The 19,370-nt window shown below is 66.4% G+C and carries 8 protein-coding genes and 1 pseudogene; 1 reads left to right on the plus strand and 8 read right to left on the minus strand.

Annotation, left to right across the window (positions count from 1 at the left end):
* The coding region (locus AAF184_18770; protein MEO0424388.1) for a demethoxyubiquinone hydroxylase family protein at positions 1 to 450 on the plus strand (450 nt) is incomplete at its 5' end.
* Between the two features lie 35 nt (positions 451 to 485).
* Here the strand turns inward: AAF184_18770 and AAF184_18775 are convergent.
* The 8 genes and pseudogenes from AAF184_18775 to AAF184_18810 all read right to left on the minus strand — a co-directional run bounded on the left by AAF184_18775 (position 486) and on the right by AAF184_18810 (position 19,094).
* Entirely contained in the window at positions 486 to 4,190 is a 3,705-nt protein-coding gene (locus AAF184_18775) for a diguanylate cyclase (GenBank protein MEO0424389.1), read from the minus strand.
* 256 nt (positions 4,191 to 4,446) lie between these two features.
* Positions 4,447 to 5,154, minus strand: coding sequence for an efflux RND transporter periplasmic adaptor subunit (locus tag AAF184_18780; GenBank protein MEO0424390.1), 708 nt, complete (start codon positions 5,152 to 5,154; stop codon positions 4,447 to 4,449).
* Positions 5,155 to 5,170: 16 nt separating this feature from the next.
* Positions 5,171 to 6,757 (minus strand): hypothetical protein, encoded by a 1,587-nt coding sequence (locus AAF184_18785; protein MEO0424391.1) that lies wholly within the window; start codon positions 6,755 to 6,757, stop codon positions 5,171 to 5,173.
* Between the two features lie 11 nt (positions 6,758 to 6,768).
* Complete coding sequence (locus AAF184_18790; protein ID MEO0424392.1) at positions 6,769 to 8,976, minus strand: peptidase M50; 2,208 nt, start codon at positions 8,974 to 8,976, stop codon at positions 6,769 to 6,771.
* Positions 8,973 to 10,790 (minus strand): HlyD family efflux transporter periplasmic adaptor subunit, encoded by a 1,818-nt coding sequence (locus AAF184_18795; protein ID MEO0424393.1) that lies wholly within the window; start codon positions 10,788 to 10,790, stop codon positions 8,973 to 8,975. The genes AAF184_18790 and AAF184_18795 overlap by 4 nt, the downstream gene beginning before the upstream one ends.
* A gap of 35 nt (positions 10,791 to 10,825) precedes the next feature.
* Positions 10,826 to 11,137 carry a DUF3467 domain-containing protein gene (locus AAF184_18800; GenBank protein MEO0424394.1) on the minus strand — a complete coding sequence of 104 codons (312 nt, stop codon included), beginning with the start codon at positions 11,135 to 11,137 and terminating at the stop codon, positions 10,826 to 10,828.
* Positions 11,138 to 11,200: 63 nt separating this feature from the next.
* Positions 11,201 to 18,775: a hypothetical protein gene (locus AAF184_18805; protein ID MEO0424395.1), complete on the minus strand. Its 7,575-nt coding sequence runs from the start codon at positions 18,773 to 18,775 to the stop codon at positions 11,201 to 11,203.
* Positions 18,776 to 18,938: 163 nt separating this feature from the next.
* Positions 18,939 to 19,094 (minus strand): annotated as a pseudogene (locus AAF184_18810) (hypothetical protein).
* Between the last annotated feature and the right edge of the window lie 276 nt (positions 19,095 to 19,370).

Genomic DNA, 19,370 nt, shown 5'->3' on the forward strand with positions numbered 1-19,370 from the left:
CCCGACGTGCGCGCCTTCGCCGAGCGGCACATCGCCACCGAGCGGGAACACCTGGCGCTAGTGTCCGCGATCTTCCCCAACCGGCTGCACAGCCGCTTGCTGCCGATCTGGAATGTCGCGGGTTTTCTGACCGGCTGGCTCCCTGCCCTGTTCGGCAAGCGCGCGGTGTTCGCCACCATCGAGGCGGTGGAGACCTTCGTTGATCATCACTACCAGGAGCAGGTGGATAAGATCGACGCCATGCTGGCGAGCGCGGAGTGCTCCGCCGAGGCGGCTCAGGACTTGCGCGCCCTGCGCGAGCTGCTCGTTCACTGTCAGGCGGACGAGATTCACCATCGCGATGAGGCGGCGGACTTGGCCGGGCCTAGCCGTTCGCCCTTGATGCGCCTGTGGTGTTGGATGGTGGGGACGGGGTCGTCGTCGGCGGTGAAGTTGGCTCGCGCCGTCTAAGACGAGGCGCCGACGGCAGCCTCCGCCCAGGAGCCCTAGTCCGCCACAGAGTACGTCGGCACCGGCTCGTGCGGCCTGAAGCTCGATGAGCTCTCCAGAGTGATCTGCCCACCATCCACCAACGCCTGCAGATCAGTGATCGCCGCCTCGTACACCACCTCGGGCGCTCGAACCTGCTTCTCCAACAGGGCAATCCACGTGTTGCGCCCGCTGCTCTTGGCACGATACAGGGCTCGGTCCGCCAGGTTCAGTGACTGCTCCCACGTCATGGCCGAAGGTGACGACGCGACGAAGGGGAACTGACTCACGCCGATGGAACAGGTGTTGCGGATGGTTCCGTGCTCCTTGAGCTCGAAACGATGGGTTTCGACCCCGACACGAACACGCTCAGCCAACTGAAGTAGCTGGCTGTGGGCGGTCACCCTCGCCAGCACCAGGAACTCCTCACCGCCGAGACGCACTGCCCAGTCGCTATCGCGGATAATCGCTCTTAGCATCTGCGCCAGCTGCACGAGCACCTTGTCGCCAGCATGATGGCCATAGGTGTCGTTGACCTTTTTGAAGTGGTCTACATCTATCAGTAACAGGCCAAGGCGCTCGCGGCTGCCCTCTGCCACCAAGCGGCGCAAACGGCTGACCTCGCTGGGCAGGAAATTGTCGAGGAAACGCCTGTTGTGCAGCCCCGTCAACTGGTCCTTTAGGCTCGCCCGCTCCATTTCCGCTCTTGCCCGGTTCAACTGACTGTGCGATTCCGCGTTCTCGATCGCCACCGCTGCATACGTGGCGATCGTCTTCAGCATCTCGAGCTCATTCGCCCCGTAAGCTGATCGCTTGTAGCTCTGCAAACTCAAAAAGCCCCGGATCCTATCGCCCGACATAAGCGGATAGAAGACGGCTGACTGCACTGCCTGCGGGCGATCAATGAAGCGCAGTTCCTGCGACGCCACTCTCAGCTCCTCCTCATCGGAGACGATCAACGCCTGCCGGTTGCTGATACACCAGGCCGCTGGACTCTGTCCGTCCGACAAGTCGATGCTGAACTCCCGCGCTTGCTTACCTTCCTCGTAGTGCAACAGCGTAGACACGCTGCGCTCGTCATCTTTCATCGACCCGATGACGAACACGGTGGTATCCATGAACTCACCCACACGGGTGTAGACCGCGTGCAGCACCTCTTCGAGGTCGAGGGAGGAGGCGATGTCCTTACCTGCCTGCGCCAGCTGGCGAATGTTCCGGGTACGCTCCTCCACAAGTTGGTCTAGCGCGCGCTTTTGCCGTTCCAGGTGCGCTACCCGTGCGCGATAAAGCAGGTAGAGCAGTCCGAGCGCGAGAAGCACGACGAGCGCCCTGAACGGCGTGGTCTCATACCAGGCGGGAAACTGCTTCACCGCAACGGCGGCCTCACTCACGCTTCCCGCTCGGTTCGTTGCACGAATCCTGAGCCGATAGGCGCCGGGCGCGAGGCGCGAATAGGTGGCGCGACGATTCTTCGCCGTGGTAGAGATCCAACGATCGTCGTAGCCCTCGAGCATGTACTCGTAGCGCACGGGCTCGGACCCCGAGTAGTTGAGCGATGAGAATTCTACGGTGAAACTCTTGGCGGAGGGCTCTAACGACAGGGGAGCCAGCCGGTCCGGCGATACGGGGCGTGAATCGACCTGAGCGCCAGTGATCGTCAGCGTAGGCTCGTAATGACGTGGCCGGTATTGCTCCGGGCGCACCATCAGCAATCCCCGCATGCCGCCGAAAAGGAGCGTGCCGTCGTCACTGCGCGCATGGCTTCCCGCCCACTGACCGCCGTTGTCCCAGCCGGCGCTGCGGCGAACGACAGAGTAGCTCCACTCGCTCGGGTCGATAACAGCGGCTTGAGCCCAGATGCGCCCCAAGAGGTCTTCCTCGAGATTGCTGGCCTGCAAGGAGATCGTGTTGCCCAACAGCGCCTCCACGGATTGGAAGCTCGCCGCGCTGTCCTTGAAGGCGGTGAGGATGTCGGTGCCCTGCGCCGTCACCACCCATAGGCGCTCTTGCGAGTCGATGAACAGCCCCTTGATGAAGTTGTCGGTGAGCGGCTTTGCAGGGTCCGATGTGATCTGGACCAGTTCGCTCGCCCCCTGCGCGAGCAAAAACAATCCACGGTTGGTACCCACCCAAAGCTGGCCCCTATGCGCGACGATACTCCATACGGCGCGATCGAAGGGCAGACTCGATTGCCCGGCAGCATCAACGGCAACGAACGCGTCTGCTGACGGGTCATAGCGCGAGAGGCCCGCTTCCGTGCCCACCCACAGCGTTGCATCGTCCGCAGCGTAGAGCACTCTTACCGCATCGTCAGCCAACCCGTGGGCGCGAGTGTATTGCGTAAAGTCATCACTAGACGCGTTGTAGCGATACACCCCGGACTGCCCGGTTCCGAGCCATAGGTCTCCGTTAGGCAGTTGGGCGAGGGCGGTCACGTAGCCGTTTTGCAAGGCACCCGGCTCGCCCGGCGTCGGCGCATAGGTCTTCACCAACCCCACTCCACTCCTCACCACCTGCACACCACTGGTCAGCGTCCCAAGCCAGAGGTCGCCATCACGTAGTTGCAGCACGGAGCGGATGTCTGGGTCGGCCAGCGTCGCGGGGTCCAGGGGGTTCTGGCGCAGGATCCGGAACGGACGAGACGCGGGGTTGTAGCGGTTCATGCCGCGGCCGTAGGTCCCGATCCAGACGATCCCCGTCTCGTTCACGAAGATGGCGCTGACATCATCGCTGGACAGTCCGCTGGGGTTGGCAAGCTGCGAGACGATGTGTTCTTCCACGACGAGGGTCTGCGGATTGACGATCGCGATCCCCCCTCCTGCGGTGGCTACCCAGACGCGCCCGTCGATCAGGGTGGTGTCGTCCACCCAGGGATGGTGAAGGGCGGCGGCGGAGTGCTCATCGACCGGTATCCAGCGGACCAGTTGCGAGCCACGGTCTAGCACCGCAACCCCGTTGTCCGAAGTGGCAACCCACACCGTGCCATCGGGCATGATGTCGAGGTTGAACACCTTCTGCTCATCGAGCGCGGCTAGCCGCTCGCCCACGAGGCGCTCGTCCGTCAACGCCTGCGAGGTAATGCTGAGCTGGCACACGCCGTGGGAGGATCCGATGAACAGCGCCTTCCCATCGATCGCAAGCGCGGTGAGCTTACCCAGTGCCAGCATCTCGGCGCAGCCCTCGACGTGCCCCAGTGTGCTCAGCTGCCCCGTGGCGACGTCGAACAGGTTGATACCCGAACGCGTGGCGATCACAACGATTTCGTCCGTGCCGCTGAGCGCGCGAACGTCGTTGCTGAGTAGGGACGCGAGATCGGACGGATCGTGTTGGAGTCGTGTGAACCGGTCCGTCATAGGATCGTAGACGGAGACACCATCGGAGTAGGTGCCCACCCACATATGATCGCCCACAAAGCGAATGGCCTGAACGAAGTTGCCGGAGATGCTGCCCGGATCGGACTCGTCGTTGACGTACTCCTTGAAATCGTAGCCATCGTAGCGAAGCAGTGCTTTCGTCGTGGCGAGCCAGATGAACCCCTGCGCATCCTGTTGAATGTCGAGGACGATGGCGTTCGGCTGCACGGGCTCGAGCTCTTGGAACGACTCAAAGTAGCGCTCGCCCAAGTCGAACAGTGGCGCGGAATCAACCTCGTTGCAGGGCGCACCCGCGGCGGCCACGAGCATGAGCGTGGCGAGGGCCGAAGCACGTTGTTGAGAGCGCATGACTCGGCCTTGCGGGTGGAGGGCTTCTTGCTCACAGTCTAGGGGGAATAGGAGCACTAACAACAGATCCTTGGCTCAGGGAAGCTCCGCACGAGGCGGCTAAGCTCTGTACGCGGGGAACGGCGTTACGACCGCAAGGCTGACTGGCGCGAAGCTGCGGACGTACCGTTGCCTTGCGGTAGTCGATTTCCCGTGGCAGATCATCGACCTAGGCGATGACCTCAACAGGAAGGGCCGAGGTGCAGGCTGATGGATTCTATGGTGTGGCGTAGTCGGCGAACGCCACCCGGCAGCGAATGCCCGCCGGCACCTTCGCCCCCTTGTTCGCCAGACGCAGGCGCACACCATAGGTACCACTGGCAGCATCTACGACGGAGTCGACCACGGTCACCGTTGCCTCGTACTCACCGCCCAGAGGGGCTTCGGGTCTCACCAGAGCTTTCTCGCCAACCTCCACCTGACCGATGTAGGCCACGGGCACCACAACCTCTACATGCAGGGGGTCGACCCGCGCCAGCGTAGCGATCACCCCGTCGCGGACCAACTCCCCCGCGTCCAGCTGGCGCTCCATCACCACACCGTCGACAGGACTGCGGATCGTTCGCAGGGAGAGCTCCACACTGGCCTGATTGAGTTCAAGTTCGGCGATCAGGCTCTCGGTCTCCACCTCGTCCTTGTCGTGAATCGACAGCAGATCGTCGCGGTAGAGATCCTGATTGCGCGCCACCTTGCGTTTGCCGAATTCGGCCCGCGCACGCGCGAGCTCCACCGCCGCCTGCTGGGAGCTTGCCTCCAACTGCGCCACGGGATCGCCCGAGCGCACGCGATCGCCGCGATCGACGAAGTACTTCGCGATGACACCGTTGACACTGGTACCTAGCTCTACCGTTCGGCTCGGTTGCAGCAAGCAATCGAACTCGGCGGCCTCCACGCCACATGCCGATAGGGCAAGGAACAGCCCCAACCCCGTGGCTCCTGCCCTAGGCAATACCACGGTCCTCTCCGATGAACGCATAGCGGTCCTTACCCGTAATGGAGTTGCGAAACAGTACCAGGCGGGAAGCGCTTTCGAGGCGCTCCTGGCGGCGCATCGCGCGATGCAAGGCTCGTGCCGAGGGCAGCCGTTGTTCGACCTCCAGATGCTGCTCAACCACCCGATGCTCACGAGACAGCACATCCTGCGTATCGTAGCCTCGATGGCTCAGCATCGCGCGGAGGATTCGGCGCTCGCCCGCCGCGGAGGGTCCTGCCACCCATAGTACCGAGCCGGGCGGCAGTTCGCCCTGGAGCAGCGCCCGACTGGTGGTCAAGCGCACGCTTTGCGCGGCGTCCTGCCCCTCGAACACAACCCGGTCATCCTCGTGATCGACGATCACAGCACGCCCGCCGGCGTTCGCGCACACCCACGACACCATCTGGGCGCGACTGTCGAAAATCTCATGGCCTAGGCGTAGGGCAAGGCCGCGCGTGGCATCGGCGATGCCAAGCCCCAGCAACCGTCGGGCCGCACCGACCGCCCGGCTGGCCGGGCGCACGGTCCCGCAGATCGCACCGTAGCGCCGAGCAGCCTCAAGCAGCGTCGTCTCCCGAGCGTTGACGCGCATCGGCGGCGGGGACAGGCGATGCCAACGCTGCAGGACCAGGGCGAGATCGATATCGCCCGCGCGCTGGGGGAGTTGTCCGGGGAGACGGGCCGCGTCGACCACCACCCTCCCATCATCAAACCCGTAGTGCTGGCCCTCGCTCAGCAGTTCCCGAGCGCTCAGGGTCAGGCAGATCAACTCCTCGCGACGATTCGGCCCCGCCCACCAGCGGTCCAGCGAAGGCACCACTGCACCGATGTGTGCGCGGCCCGCATCGGTCAGAACCACACCCTGTGCCGTGCACTGGTAGTGCACAGGGGTGTCCAAGGCGCTGGCGACGGTCACGGCATCGTGGACTCGCCGCAGCAGTTCAGGCCGGTCCACCACCGCCTGCAGCAACACGCGCCGCAGACCCTGACTCAGATAGGGACCGTCCGCATCCGCGGCGATCAGACGCGTCCTCGAAAAGCTCGCGCGCTCCTGGTCGCCACCGTGCATGGCCAGCAGTGCCAAGGCCTCCGGCGTCCCCACGAGCACAGGGGCGCGCGGCACCTTCGTCGTCTGCGGACCGACGAGTTCCCATCGTCCCTCGAGTCCGGCCGATGCGCAGACACGTTCGATGTTCGCTTCCCCGCCAGCGGTCGAGGGCCACGCAAGGTGGACGGGCTCGTCGTTGACGCTCGCTGCCGCCAGTGTGGCCGCCAACAGCGCATCGCGTTCCTCGAAGGTACGCGACTCCACCAACCCACCGGCGATCAAATGCGCTAAGTGAGCACCCCGACGTGGATCGACCCTCTGACCGCTTGCCGCCGAGAATACTTCTGCCGCACGCGCCAGCGCGGGCTGTGGGGGAGCCGACCGGGCGAGGCGGGCCTGCAGCAGGTCCAGGCGCAGTGCCAGCGCGCTCTGGGCTACCCAGCCGTCGATACCGACGATCTCAGGCAGTCGCCTGGACGGCAGGGTTGGCAGCAACGAGGTGAGCATCACCGGCACACTCACAGATCGAAGCGGCGCAGGAACAGCTGACGCAGCTGACGCGACCAGCGCTGGATCAACGGACTCCAGGAATGGCGGAACTTCAGGTAGGCACGCTGCCCGAGGCGCTCGTAGGCGAGCGCTTCGCTCAGTTCCACATCGATCTCGAACAGGGGCTGCACGGTGGTTCCAGGCTGCTGGGCTGTAGGATCCAGCGCGAACGGTCCTCCGCCCTCTCGGCCCAGGGCCGCCGCGGGCAGCTGGAAGGTGGCTGCGGGCACCTCACGAATCAGTTTGCCTGCCTGAGGTGTCGCGCGCTTCGAGGTAATGAGAACCTCTACCGATCGGGAGTCATTGCTCACGCGATCCGCGCGCTCCATGGGCACGGCGGCACGCACCCGCTGGGGCGGTCTGGCGAGGATCCAACCCAACGCATCGCCCCGCTGCACGTAGCTGCCAGGTATGTCCAACGGCGCCTGGGCCAGCAGGAAGCGTCCCCCGCGATGGGCTCGGATCGTAAGGCCTGCCAGGCGGGTGCGCGCGTCTTCCAGCCGCGATCGGGCCAGCTCCAGTCGTTCGGTGACCGAGGCGGCGAGCACCCGATCACTCGCCCTGGCCGCGAGCAGGCGCGCCCGCGCTTCACGCACCTCCGCCTCGTAGGCGCGCACCTGCGCCTCCAGCACCGGATCACTCAGACGTAGCAGCACATCCCCTTCCTCCACGGTGCTCGCCACCTCAGCGAGCACCTCATCCACCACGCCACCGCCGGTCGCGTAGAGCACGGCCTCGTCCGGCGGCAGGACGACCCCTTGCGCCGTCGTATGCTCCGGCAAAGGCACCGCGATTACCGCAGCACAGACAATCAAGATCGCCACGCCCGTGCGGCCGATGGCAGCGCCCCGCTGACCGATCAGCGAGGGGTCGAAGAGCAGGGTCGAGGTGTGTTTGAGCATCGGTAGCACCACAGCGTTGGCCAGCACCCACAGCGCGAGCACCACGCCGAACACGAAGTACTGCCCGGCGATGAACAGCACGATCATGGTCATCACGAACAGTCGGTAGGCGAAGGCCAGCACGCCGTAGGTAGCCAGCCAGACGCCCTCCCCCGCGTCGCGGGTGACCGGACGTAAGCCCTCCTGGCGCAGGAAGTGGCGGCGCACGAGATAGCCGATCTGGCGGTTGGCGCGCGAGCCGAGGTTGGGGATCTCCAGGGCATCCATGAGGATGTAGTAGCCGTCGAAGCGCAGGAGGGGATTGCCGTTGAACAGCACGGTCGATACGCCGGCGATGAACATCACGTTGAAGGCGATGGCACGCACCACCCCCTCCTCTGCCTGCACCCACAGGTGAAAGGCCACGGCGGCGATGAACACCTCGACGATCATCCCTGCGGCCCCCACCACCATGCGCTGCCCGCGGCTGCGCAGGGCGGAACTCGCGGAGGCATCGACGTAGGGCACCGGCACGAACACCAGCAACATCACGCCCATCTCATGCACTTCGCCACCCCAGCGCTTCACCGCCAGCCCGTGGCCGATCTCGTGCAGCACCTTCACCAAGGGGAAGACGAACAGCAGCATGATCAGGTTGTCGGGGCTGAGCACGCGGTCCGCCAGGTTGCCGGTGAGCGCATCCCAGTGCACGCCTACCTGCAGCGCCGCCGACGACACCACAGCCAGCCACAGGCACAAGCCCGGCCAGGAGAACAACCAGCGGGCGACACCAGCCATCTGTGTAAGCAGCCATTCCGGGTCGATGAGCGGCACGCGAATCGCGAGCGGCGTGCGAAAGCGGGCGACGCGCTGCTGGCGCAGAAGGCGTGCGCTACGACGCGCCAACTCCCCCGCATCGGGCACTTCGTCGGTGAGCAAGACATCGCTGCCGTGCAGTTGGGTCAGCAGACTCATCAGCTGCTCCTGGGTCGGCGCCTCCTCGCCAAAGGCCTCGCGAGCCTCCTCCCAGATCTCTGCCAACGTGCGCTCGCCATCCATCAGAGCGATGAGGTAGTAGGCCGGTGCGGTAAAGCGGGAGAACTTCCCGCTCGCGTGATCCTGGAGTACGTACCAGCGCTCACCGCGATAGCGGTGGCGATGGATCTCGACGTGCTCGCGAAGGCGCGGCCGCAGGCCCGCCGCTGCGTGCCACGCAGCGGTCAGTGTTGTGGTGGCATCGCCCGCCGACAGGGCACTACGCCCAGGCACAGGCAACGGTGTCCCGTCGCTGATCATGGGGCCAGACGCCACCAGGTGAGGGCGAGCCAATCGATGAACGTGCGGGTCCACAGCCACACCACCCTGCGCTCGCCGATCGAGACCTTAGCCACTCCCGCCATTCCCGGGCGAAGGCGTTCGTCGGTCGCTGCCACCTGAGCCTCGACCGTAAAGACGTTGCGCCCGTCCTGCGCCCTGGACGAGGGGGTTAGCCGTACCACCTGGATATCGAAGCGCTGATTGGGCAGGGAGGCGAGAACGAGTTCCCCCTGCTGACCGATCGCCAGGTGCTCGATGTCCTTGTCGTCGACCTCGATCTGCACCCGATAGCCTTCCAGGGGAGTGATCTCGAACAGCACCTGCCCTCGAGCAACCGACGCGCCTAATGACTGCGTCAGGTCGCCACTGATCACCAGGCCATCGAAGGGCGCCGCGATGCGCATGCGCGATATCTGCTCATCGAGCAAGGCAACCTCCGCTTCCACCTGCTCGATCTGCGCCGCGAGCACGCTCGCTTCGGCCCGCTCACCACGCGCCTGCGCGTCCTGCAGTTGCAAGCCCAGTTGGGAACGGCGACTTGTTTGGGCGAGGCGCTCGAGGCGCAGATCGCGCTCGTCCAACTGGCCTAGGAGATCGCCGCGATTGACGCGATCGCCAGCGCGTACCGGAGCCTCGCGCAGGAAACCATCGATAGGCGCTGCCACCGTGCGTGTGATCGCCCCCTGCAGCCGGGCGTCGGCGGTCACGCGGAAGTCACCGCGCACCCACCAGGCCGCTGCGATCAGCACCATCAGCGCAAGCGTGGCGCCCTTGAGGCCGAGGTGGCCTGGTCCGATGAGCCGCCCCAACTGATGGACGAAGGCTGCCCCGAGCTTTGCACCTATCCAGCGCTCATCGCGTTCCCGGACGGCCAACACCGGTCCGCTGACGCGCGCGATCTGTTCGACGGCTTCGCACTCCTCGGGGCTGAAGGGGGTACCGGCCCCTCGCTCCAGGCAGAGCGCACCCCAGGCCCGATCATCCCCTGAACCGTTCGGCAACACGACGGTCAAGGCGGTATCCACATCGTGCTCGCGCAGATGCCGCTGGTGCTCGCGGCGAACCAGCGGCGGGACCTCTTCGATGCCCGCAGGCGCGAGCACGCTCGCACCCTGATCGATGGTCTCGTCCATCAACTGCTCGATGCTGCGCACGAGGTTCATGCGCTTCGCGTCGATCGCCATGTGGGAAACCACCTGCAGAGCCGAGCGGCCGCGCACATAGCGCCCCACGGACACACGATCACAGCGCAAGCGTGCAGCGAGGCGTGTGGCGAGCGAGCGAGCCCCGTCGCTGATCGAGTCCGCCGCATGAATGCCCGCGAGCGTCTCGGCTACCTCGGCTGCCTCTTCGCTTCGCTGGCGATACCCGTCCGCCGAGAGCTGCACCAGCCGCGCCAGTAGCCAGCCACTGCCCCAGCGCAGCTCACGGACGAGCGAGTGGGATGCATCGCCCCGCCGACGCACGCGAAAGGCCACGGCGCCAACCAACTCGCCAGCCCAGAGCAAGGGGGCGGCGGTATCGGTGCCATCGCCGCCCGCGTCCACCTGCCCGGCCCGCTCGGCGACGGCACGTTCGAGCAGGTCGCGCAGCGCTTGCGGCGTGCTGCCGCGCTCGGGCACAGAGGCGACGCGCGTGAGCATGCCGTCCGCCTCACGGATCACCACAACGGCGTCGATGACATCGCCAAGGCGATCGCTCTGAAGGGCAAGCCATGCGGAAGCGGCGCCACGCATATCGGTGGCGGCACCGAGGGCGCGCCAACGAGGCTCATCCGGCGGAAGCGAATCCATAGAGGGTTACGGGGGCCGTGGGGCTACCCCTCCCATCATCCCTTGGCCGGCTTCGTCTCGATCTTCAACTCGCCGACGGTAGCCTCGAAGTTCTTGATCGTCGCATCGAGCATCAGCAGCAGGCGCTTGGCCACATAGGGGTTCATGACGATGCGATTAGACAGCTGCACCGTGACTTCCTTCTGCGACGGCTGCCAGGTCAGGTTGGTGCCGAACAGTAGCGTGATCTCCTCGCGCGTGCTCGAGATGTTGCAGATGTTGGCGTAGGAGGTATCCATGTCGCCATCATCCCACTTGATCGTACGACCCTCGAGGCTGGGCTTGGCAGTCGGTTCCTTCGATGACACGTGCTCTTCCTTTAGTGGTTATTAGGTAAAGACAGGGCGACTTCGCTCACCCCACAACACCGCTCAAGCCCAGTTTATCGGTTCACCGGCCCTGCGGGGAGCGCGCTCGCGAACTCGCCATGCCACGGCGCCGATAGCGGCCGCAGCACCTGCCCCTCGCGTATCCACGGGCTGCTCCCAGAAGGCTACGGAGGCCGCCTGCTCATCCAAGCGCGCGTCCCCACCCTCGCGCCCGTCGTCTAGTCCCGGGCTGGCGCCGCCCGCCGGTGCCGGCGCCGCGTCCGGAACACCCGGCGCCTGCGGTGATTCGTCGGCGTCGGCCGGTGGATCGGGTATTGGCGCAGGCGGCGGGGGCCGGACATTGCTCGAACCGCTCTGGCCCGTCAGGCGCTCGAGCAGACTGGCGTCCTCGACCACCTGGACACCATGGGGCACGCTGTCCGGCGCCTGAGGTCGCTTGACCGCCACGATGAGGTCCTCCACTGCCACGGTCGTTCGCACCTGTACCTCATCCAGCTCGCCGAAGAGCGAGTCGTAAAGCGTGAGAATCTGGTTGGAGGCCAGATCGAGGACATCCGGGGCAAGGGTGACCAGAGAATCCCCCAACTGACTGGTACCGATGAAGCGCGCGTACTCGCCGATGATGATGTCGGTGCCGAGTTCGCCCACGAAGAAGTCACTGCCGAACCCACCGATCAAAATGTCCTGGCCAGGACCGGAGTCCAGGGAGTCGTCTCCACCGGTCAGGGGGTCGATGGTCTCCGCCACGAAGCGCTCGCCGAGGCGTGTCACCTGACCGCCATCGCCGATGAGCGTGTCGTCACCCTCGCCGGTGCTCGCCGTGTCAGCGCCGGCCCCGCCGATGAAGATATCGTCGCCCGCCGTACTGACCATCGTGTCATCACCGCCTAGCAGCGGGTCACCGCTACGCACGATGTCCAGGGTGCGGGGGTCACCTTCCTCATCGGCCACGAAGAAGAATTCACCCTCATCGCCAACCACCGCGTCGCGACCGGCGCCCACATCGATCGTGTCACTGCCGAGGCCGCCCGCAACCGCATCGTCGCCCTCGCCGGTGACGATCGTGTCATCGCCCGCCCAGCGCTCATCCGTGTCAGTGGTGCGTAGCTCACCCGTCGCGCCATCGACGAACTGTGCCTGCGCACCATCACCGATCACGATGTCGCTGCCGGCGCCGGAGGTCAGGGTGTCGCTGCCCGCACCGCCGATGAGTACGCTGCCACCATCGCCGGCGGTGATCGCATCGTTACCCCCAAGGCCAGGCATGGAGCGCTCGCTGCTACCGAAGGCGAGAATCCCCACCTGGAAGTTGGCCAGCGCATTGAGCTGCAGTTCGCCGTCCTCGCCGGGCTGCGGATCGGCGATGAACGATGCCTCGCCACCGTCGCCGAAGAGCACGTGGCTGCCGTCGCCTGCCTCGATCACATCGCCCGCGACACCCCCGAAGACGATGCTCTCGCCATCGCCGACGATCAGCCGGTCGACGCCGCCCCGTTCGTCGGACAAATCGGTGGTCAGCACGAAGCTGACGATGCCGTTGTTGAATTCCACGGCCGCGTTGTCGCCGACCACGAGGTTGATGCCGTCGCCTGCGGTGGCGACATCCTCGCCCAAGCCGAGCAGGATCACGTGGTTGCCGTCACCCACGATAGCCTCGTCATCACCCCCGGGCTGCGTGGCGTCCGTGTTGATGGAGGACAGCTCGCCCAGGGTGTTGAACTGCATGAAGCCGCCGTCGCCGAGGATGATGGCGTCGCCGTCGCCCTGGGTGAGCCGATCGCCGGCCACACCACCGACCACGACCGCGTCACCGTCGCCCAGGCTCACACTATCCGCGCCGCCGCTCCTCTCGTCCGTGTCGGTCGACGCGATGCGCACGATGATCCCGTTCGCATAGTCGATCTCCCCGCCGTCGCCGATGACCACACGCTCACCGTCGCGAGCGGTCAGGATATCCGCCCCTTCACCGAGCAGGGTGACGCCGGACCCATCGCGCAGATCCACCCGGTCGGCCGCGCCGGCAAGATCCTCGTCGGTGACGATGCGGATGAGCACTCCAGCCTCGTCCCAAGTCACCATTCCGCTATCGCCCAGGATGAGTGATTCGCCGCCGTCCTGGGTGATCAAATCGCCGAAGGCACCACCGACGATGATCGAGTTCGACTGGCCCACATTGATCGTGTCCGCCCCAGCCGAACTCTCGGCCGTATCGAAGGAGCGTGCCTCGGTCAGCACACCGTTGGTGTAGGTGAGGCGGCCGAAGTCGCCGAAGACCGTGTGGGTGCCATCGATCGCGTTGAGGGTGTCATCACCGAAGCCCAGGATCGCGGTCAATCGCCCATCGTTGGCCACGACCGTATCGCCGCCACCCTGGTCGAGGTTGGTGGCGTCGACGGCGAGCAGCACGCCAGCGGCGTCACGCCGCACCTCACCGTTATCCGCGATCACCAGGTCATCGCCACCGGCCACATCGATCGTGTCGCCGCCCATGCCCGCCAGCACGATGTCATCGCCCTCGCCCGCGCTGATCACATCGCTCGCGCCAGTCGTGCCATCGGCATCGGAGGTAACCACCCGCGTTGCCACGGCGCCCGCGAGTTCGATGGAGCCATTGTCGCCGAGGATGACATCGTCACCCCCATCCCCGCTGATGAGGTCCTGCCCGAAGCCGCCGAAGATCAGATCGGCGTCCTCATTGCCGTGGATCTCATCGTCACCGCCGAGGGCGGGCTCGCGGGTGCTCAGCACGTCGGCCTGGCCATCGGCCGTGTCCACATTGGCGATATCGCCGAACAGCACGTCGCGATCGCTTCCCGTGACTACCCCGTCGAGCGATCCTCCGTACAGACGATCGTTACCTATCGCACCGATCAGGTAATCGTCTCCGCCATCGCCGATCAGAAGATCATCACCGCCAACGGTCACATCGATGGTCTCGTGACGAGCCAGGCTGCCGTCGCGGATGACGAGGGCTGCATCCCCCAGCAGGAAGTCCGCGTCGAAGCCACCGCTCAGCGTGTCATTGCCCGCCCCGCCGATGAGCAGATCCTCGCCCGCATCGCCGGTGATCTCGTCGTCGCCGCCGTCAGCGGTGGCCACCGAGGTGACGACGAGCATGTCATCGCGCTCCACATCGGCGTGATCGCCCACCAGGACATCGCCTTCGGTGCCGCCATCGAGGGTGTCGGCGCCGTCGCCGCCGAGCAGGATGTCCGCACCCTGGTCACCGGTGATCGCATCGTCACCCCCGGTGCCCACGGCCGCGAGGGACGTGAGGATGGCGTTGGGCCGTGGCGAACCATTCTCGAAGTGGACTACCCCCGCATCACCGAGCGCGACATCGTCGCCCGCGCCGCCGCCTATCGTGTCGCCGCCGGCGCCGCCCATGAGAACGTCCTCGCCCGCATCGCCTTCCAGCGTATCGTCACCGCCAACGGCCGCATCCAGGGTCTCGACGCGGATGCGCAGGCTCGTGCCGTTGAGCAGCAACGTGCCGCTATCGCCGAGCAAGGTGTCGTCGCCGAGCGCACCCGAGAGGTAGTCGGCAGCAGCGCCGCCAAGCAGCACATCGTCGCCATCCTCGCCGCGCAGTGCGTCGGCACCGCCGGCTGCGGCATCTGCGCTGGTCACCGCCTCGATGCCAAGATCGCCACCGCGCGTCACCGCGCCGTGGTCGCCCAGCAGCACGTCGCCCTCGGTGCCCCCCGTGATGTCGTCCGCGCCGTCACCGCCGAACAGCAGATCTGTCCCAGCATCGCCGAGCAAGACGTCATCGCCCCCCGTACCTACGAAGGTCGTGAACGCGTCATCGGCAAGATCGCTGCCGTCTGCACCCACTACCGTGCCTGCATCACCGAACACGACGTCATCGCCCGCACCCGCGCTGATCACATCGGCTGCCGCGCCGCCGAGCAGGATGTCGTCGCCCTCGGCACTGTCGAGCGTGTCGACACCGCCTGTGGCGGCATCCACGCTCTCGACCCGGAGGCGCAGGCTGGTGCCGCTCAGCAGCACGATGCCGCTGTCGCCGAGCAGGATGTCGTCGCCGAGGGAACCGGACAGGAAGTCAGCGCCGGGACCGCCGATCACCACGTCATCGCCCGCTTCACCGCGAAGGGTGTCGGCGCCGCCCGAGCCAGTATCCGTGCTCGTGACCTGTCGGATGATCTGGTTGTCGTCTCGCACAACGAGACCGTGATCGCCCAGTAGGACATCGCCTTCCGTGCCGGCCGTGATGTCATCCGCGCCATCGCCACCGAACAGCAGGTCCGCCCCTGCATCGCCGAACAGGATGTCGTCCCCGCCCGTACCTACGAAGCTCGTGAACACGTCATCGGCAAGCTCACTGCCGTCGGCGCCCACCACCGTGCCCGCATCGCCGAAGACGATGTCATCGCCTCCGCCGGCCGTGAGTACGTCCGCATCAGCGCCGCCGAGGAGGATGTCGTCATCCTCGCCGCCATCCAGCGTGTCCGTACCGCCGGTCGCCGCATCCAGGCTCTCCACCCGCAGCACGGTACCAATACCGTCGTACAGGATCCGTCCCGCGTCGCCGAGGAGCACGTCGACGCCACTGCCAGCCGTGAGCGTGTCGCTCCCGGCGCCGCCGAGCAGCACGTCGTCACCCGCGTCACCTTCGAGCGTGTCATCGCCACCGATGCCCGTATCGAGGCTCTCCACCCGCACCCGGAGACTGGTACCGTTGAGCAGGACAACGACGTTGTCGCCTGCCAGCGTGTCCGCGCCCAGCCCGCCCGACAGGAAGTCGTCGCCTGCGCCGCCCAGCAGCACGTCATCGCCGTCTTCACCGCGCAGCGTGTCGTCTGCGCCCGCGGTGGTGTCGCTGCTCGTCACGTCGGTGATCGCGAGGTCAGCGCCGCGCGTCACGGCACCGTGATCGCCCACCAGGACATCGCCTTCGGTACCGCCCGCAAGGTCGTCGACACCGTCTCCACCGAACAGCAGATCCGTGCCCGCATCGCCCAACAGCACATCATCGCCGCCGGTACCGGTGAAGGTGGTTGAGGCGTCGTTCGCAAGGTCGCTGCCGTCGGCACCAACCACCGTTCCAGCGTCGCCGAAAGCGATGTCGTTGCCGGCGCCGGCCCTCAGCAGATCCGCAGCGGCACCGCCGATGAGAATGTCGTCGTCCTCGCCGCCGTCCAGCGTGTCCGTACCCCCGATCGCCGCCTCAAGGCTCTCCACCCGCAGTACCGTGCCCAGGCCGTCGTAGGTGATGCGGCCGGCATCACCAAGGAGGATATCTGCCCCCTCACCAGCGATGAGTTCGTCGTCGCCGGCACCGCCGACAAGTGCATCGTTACCGCTGCCCCCGGTGAGAACGTCGCTGCCGCCGCTCGCGATCTCGAGGCTATCGAGAGTGATCAGTGCTTCCTGAGCGTTGCGCACGAGGACGGCGTGATCGCCCGCCAACACGTCGTCGCCAGCGCCCGCGTCGAGGAGATCCGACTCGTCGCCGCCGAGGAGCACGTCGTTGCCATCGTTGCCGAACAGCACGTCCGCGCCGCCCGTGCCAACCGCGTCGGTGAAGATGTCATCCGCGGCGTCACTACCGTCGGCGCCAACGATGAGGCCCGAGTCCCCGATCAGGATGTCGCGGCCAGCGCCGCCGGTGAGCGCATCGTTACCAGCACCGCCGAGCAGGGCGTCGTCGCCGTCCTCGCCGTCGAGTACGTCTGCCCCACCGATGGCCGGGTCGATGGTCTCGACGCGCAAGCGCAGGTTGACACCGCTCAACAGGGCGAGCCCCGCGTCACCGACCAGCGTATCGCTACCGAGCGCGCCGGACAGCGTGTCGGCGCCGAAGCCACCGATGAGCAGGTCGTTGCCGGCATCACCAAGGAGAATATCGTCGGCACCGGAGAGCGTTTCCGTGCTGCGTACCTCGAGCACCCGTTCGGCGCCGTCGCGCACGATCAGGCCGTGATCGCCGATCAGGACATCATCTTCCGAGCCGCCTGCGAGTTCATCGGCGCCATCGGCACCGATCAGCAGGTCTGCCCCTTCATCGCCGAACAACTGATCCGCAGCGCCGGTGCCGATGAAGGTGGTCGTGACCGTGTTGGCTTGTGCGCTACCGTCATCGCCGACCACCAGGCCGCTATCGCCGAGAAGCACGTCGTCGCCGGCACCCGCGATGAGGACATCCCCGAACGCGCCACCGATGAGGATGTCGTCACCGGCGCTGCCGGTAAGCGTATCGGCTCCGCCAGCATCGCCGGCCAAGCTCTCCACGCGCAGGATGGACGCGGGGCCAGCGAAGCTAATTCGAGCGGCGTCGCCGATCAGTACATCGCCGTCAGCGTCGGCATCGAGCTGATCGCTGCCCGCGCCCCCGATGAGCACATCGCTGCCCAGGCCACCGCTGATGGAGTCGTCGCCACCGTCTGCGAAATCGGTGCTCTGCGCGAGGAGCACGGTGCCGGCGCCATCGCGCGTGATGTAGCCATGATCGCCGAACGCCAGATCCGCGTCGGCGCCACCGCTGATCGCATCGCCCCCATCGCCGCCGAGCAGCAAATCGTTACCGTCACCGCCGGACAGGACGTCGCCTGCACCAGTGCCCACGGCGGTAGTGAATACATCGTCGGCCTGCTCGCTGCCGTCGGCGCCAACGATGGCACCGCTGTCGCCGAGGAGCACATCATCGCCGTCGCCGCCGGTCAGTGAGTCGTCGGCGGCACCGCCGAGCAACCAATCGTCGCCCTCCTGCCCATCGAGGGAATCGCTGGCGCCCGTTGCAGGGTCTAGCGTCTCCAGGCGCAGGCGCTGACCGGTGGAGTTCAGCAGCAGAAGCGCGGCGTCACCGACCAGCACATCGGCCCCGAGGCCACCGGTCAGGCGGTCCGCGAAGGCCCCGCCGAGCAGGACGTCGTCACCGTCGTCCCCGTGCAGCACGTCGTCGCCGCCGAGGGCGATGTTGGTGCTGCGCACGTCGATGATCTGCAGATCCGCCTCGCGCACGATCGTGGCGTGGTCGCCGGCCAGGACATCGTCATCCTCACCACCCTCGATCTGGTCTGCGCCGTCGCCGCCCAGGAGCAGATCAGCGCCGGCACCGCCGGAGAGCTCATCATCGTCCCCTGTGCCTACGAAACCTGTGAGTACGTCGTTCGCCGCATCGCTGCCATCGGCACCCACGAGGGTGCCGTTATCGCCAAGCAAAGTGTCGTTGCCTTCTCCGCCGAGAAGCGCATCGCGGCCGGCACCACCGATCAACTGGTCGACGCCCTCGCCCCCGTCGAGCACGTCCGCACCGCCGACCCCGGCGTCCACGCTCTCAACACGCAGTACGCCGCCGAGACCGTCGAGGGTGATCCGGCCGCCGTCACCGAGCAAGATGTCGTCCCCGCCGTCGCCTTCGAGCTGATCGCCGCCGGCCCCGCCGAGGAGCCAATCGTCGCCCTCGCGACCGAACAGCGTATCGCCATCACCGCTGGGAACATCGACGGTGAGAATCTGCGTGATCCCGTCCGACTCATCGCGGGTGATCGCACCGTGATCGCCCATCAGCACATCAACCCCCTCGCCGCCATCGAGGAGATCGGCGCCGTCGCCACCGAGGAGCAGGTCTGCGTCGGCGTCGCCGAACAGCATGTCGGCGGCACCGGTACCTACGAAGCTCGTAAACACGTCATTGGCCTCGGCACTGCCGTCGCTGGCCACCACGGTGCCGCTGTCGCCGAGGAGGATATCGGCGCCGCCGGCGCCGGTGAGCTCATCTCCACCGGCACCGCCGATGAGGATGTCCGCTCCCTCGTCACCTAACAGGACGTCGTCGCCACCGGCCCCCGGGTCCACGCTCTCGACGCGCTCCAGGCCGCCTTCCGCATCCCGCCGCAGCATCCCGTGGTCGCCCACCAGCACGTCGTTGCCCGCGCCGGCCCCCAGGCGGTCGTCGCCGTCGCCGCCGAGCAGAATATCGTTGGCGTCACCGCCCAGTAGGACGTCGCCGGCGCCCGAACCCACCGCATCGGTGAACACATCGTCTGCGTCGTCGCTGCCGTCAGCGAACACCACGAGACCAGCGTCACCGAGCAACACGTCGCGACCGGCATCGCCAGACAGCTCGTCGGCACCGGCGCCGCCTAGCAGGACGTCACGCCCCTCGTCTCCCGCGAGCGTGTCATCACCGCCGATGGCCGCATCCGTCGTAAAGATGCGCTGGACCGTGCCGTCTTGCGCACGCTCG

The sequence above is a fragment of the Pseudomonadota bacterium genome (genome assembly GCA_039815145.1).
Lineage (GTDB): Bacteria > Pseudomonadota > Gammaproteobacteria > Steroidobacterales > JBCBZW01 > JBCBZW01.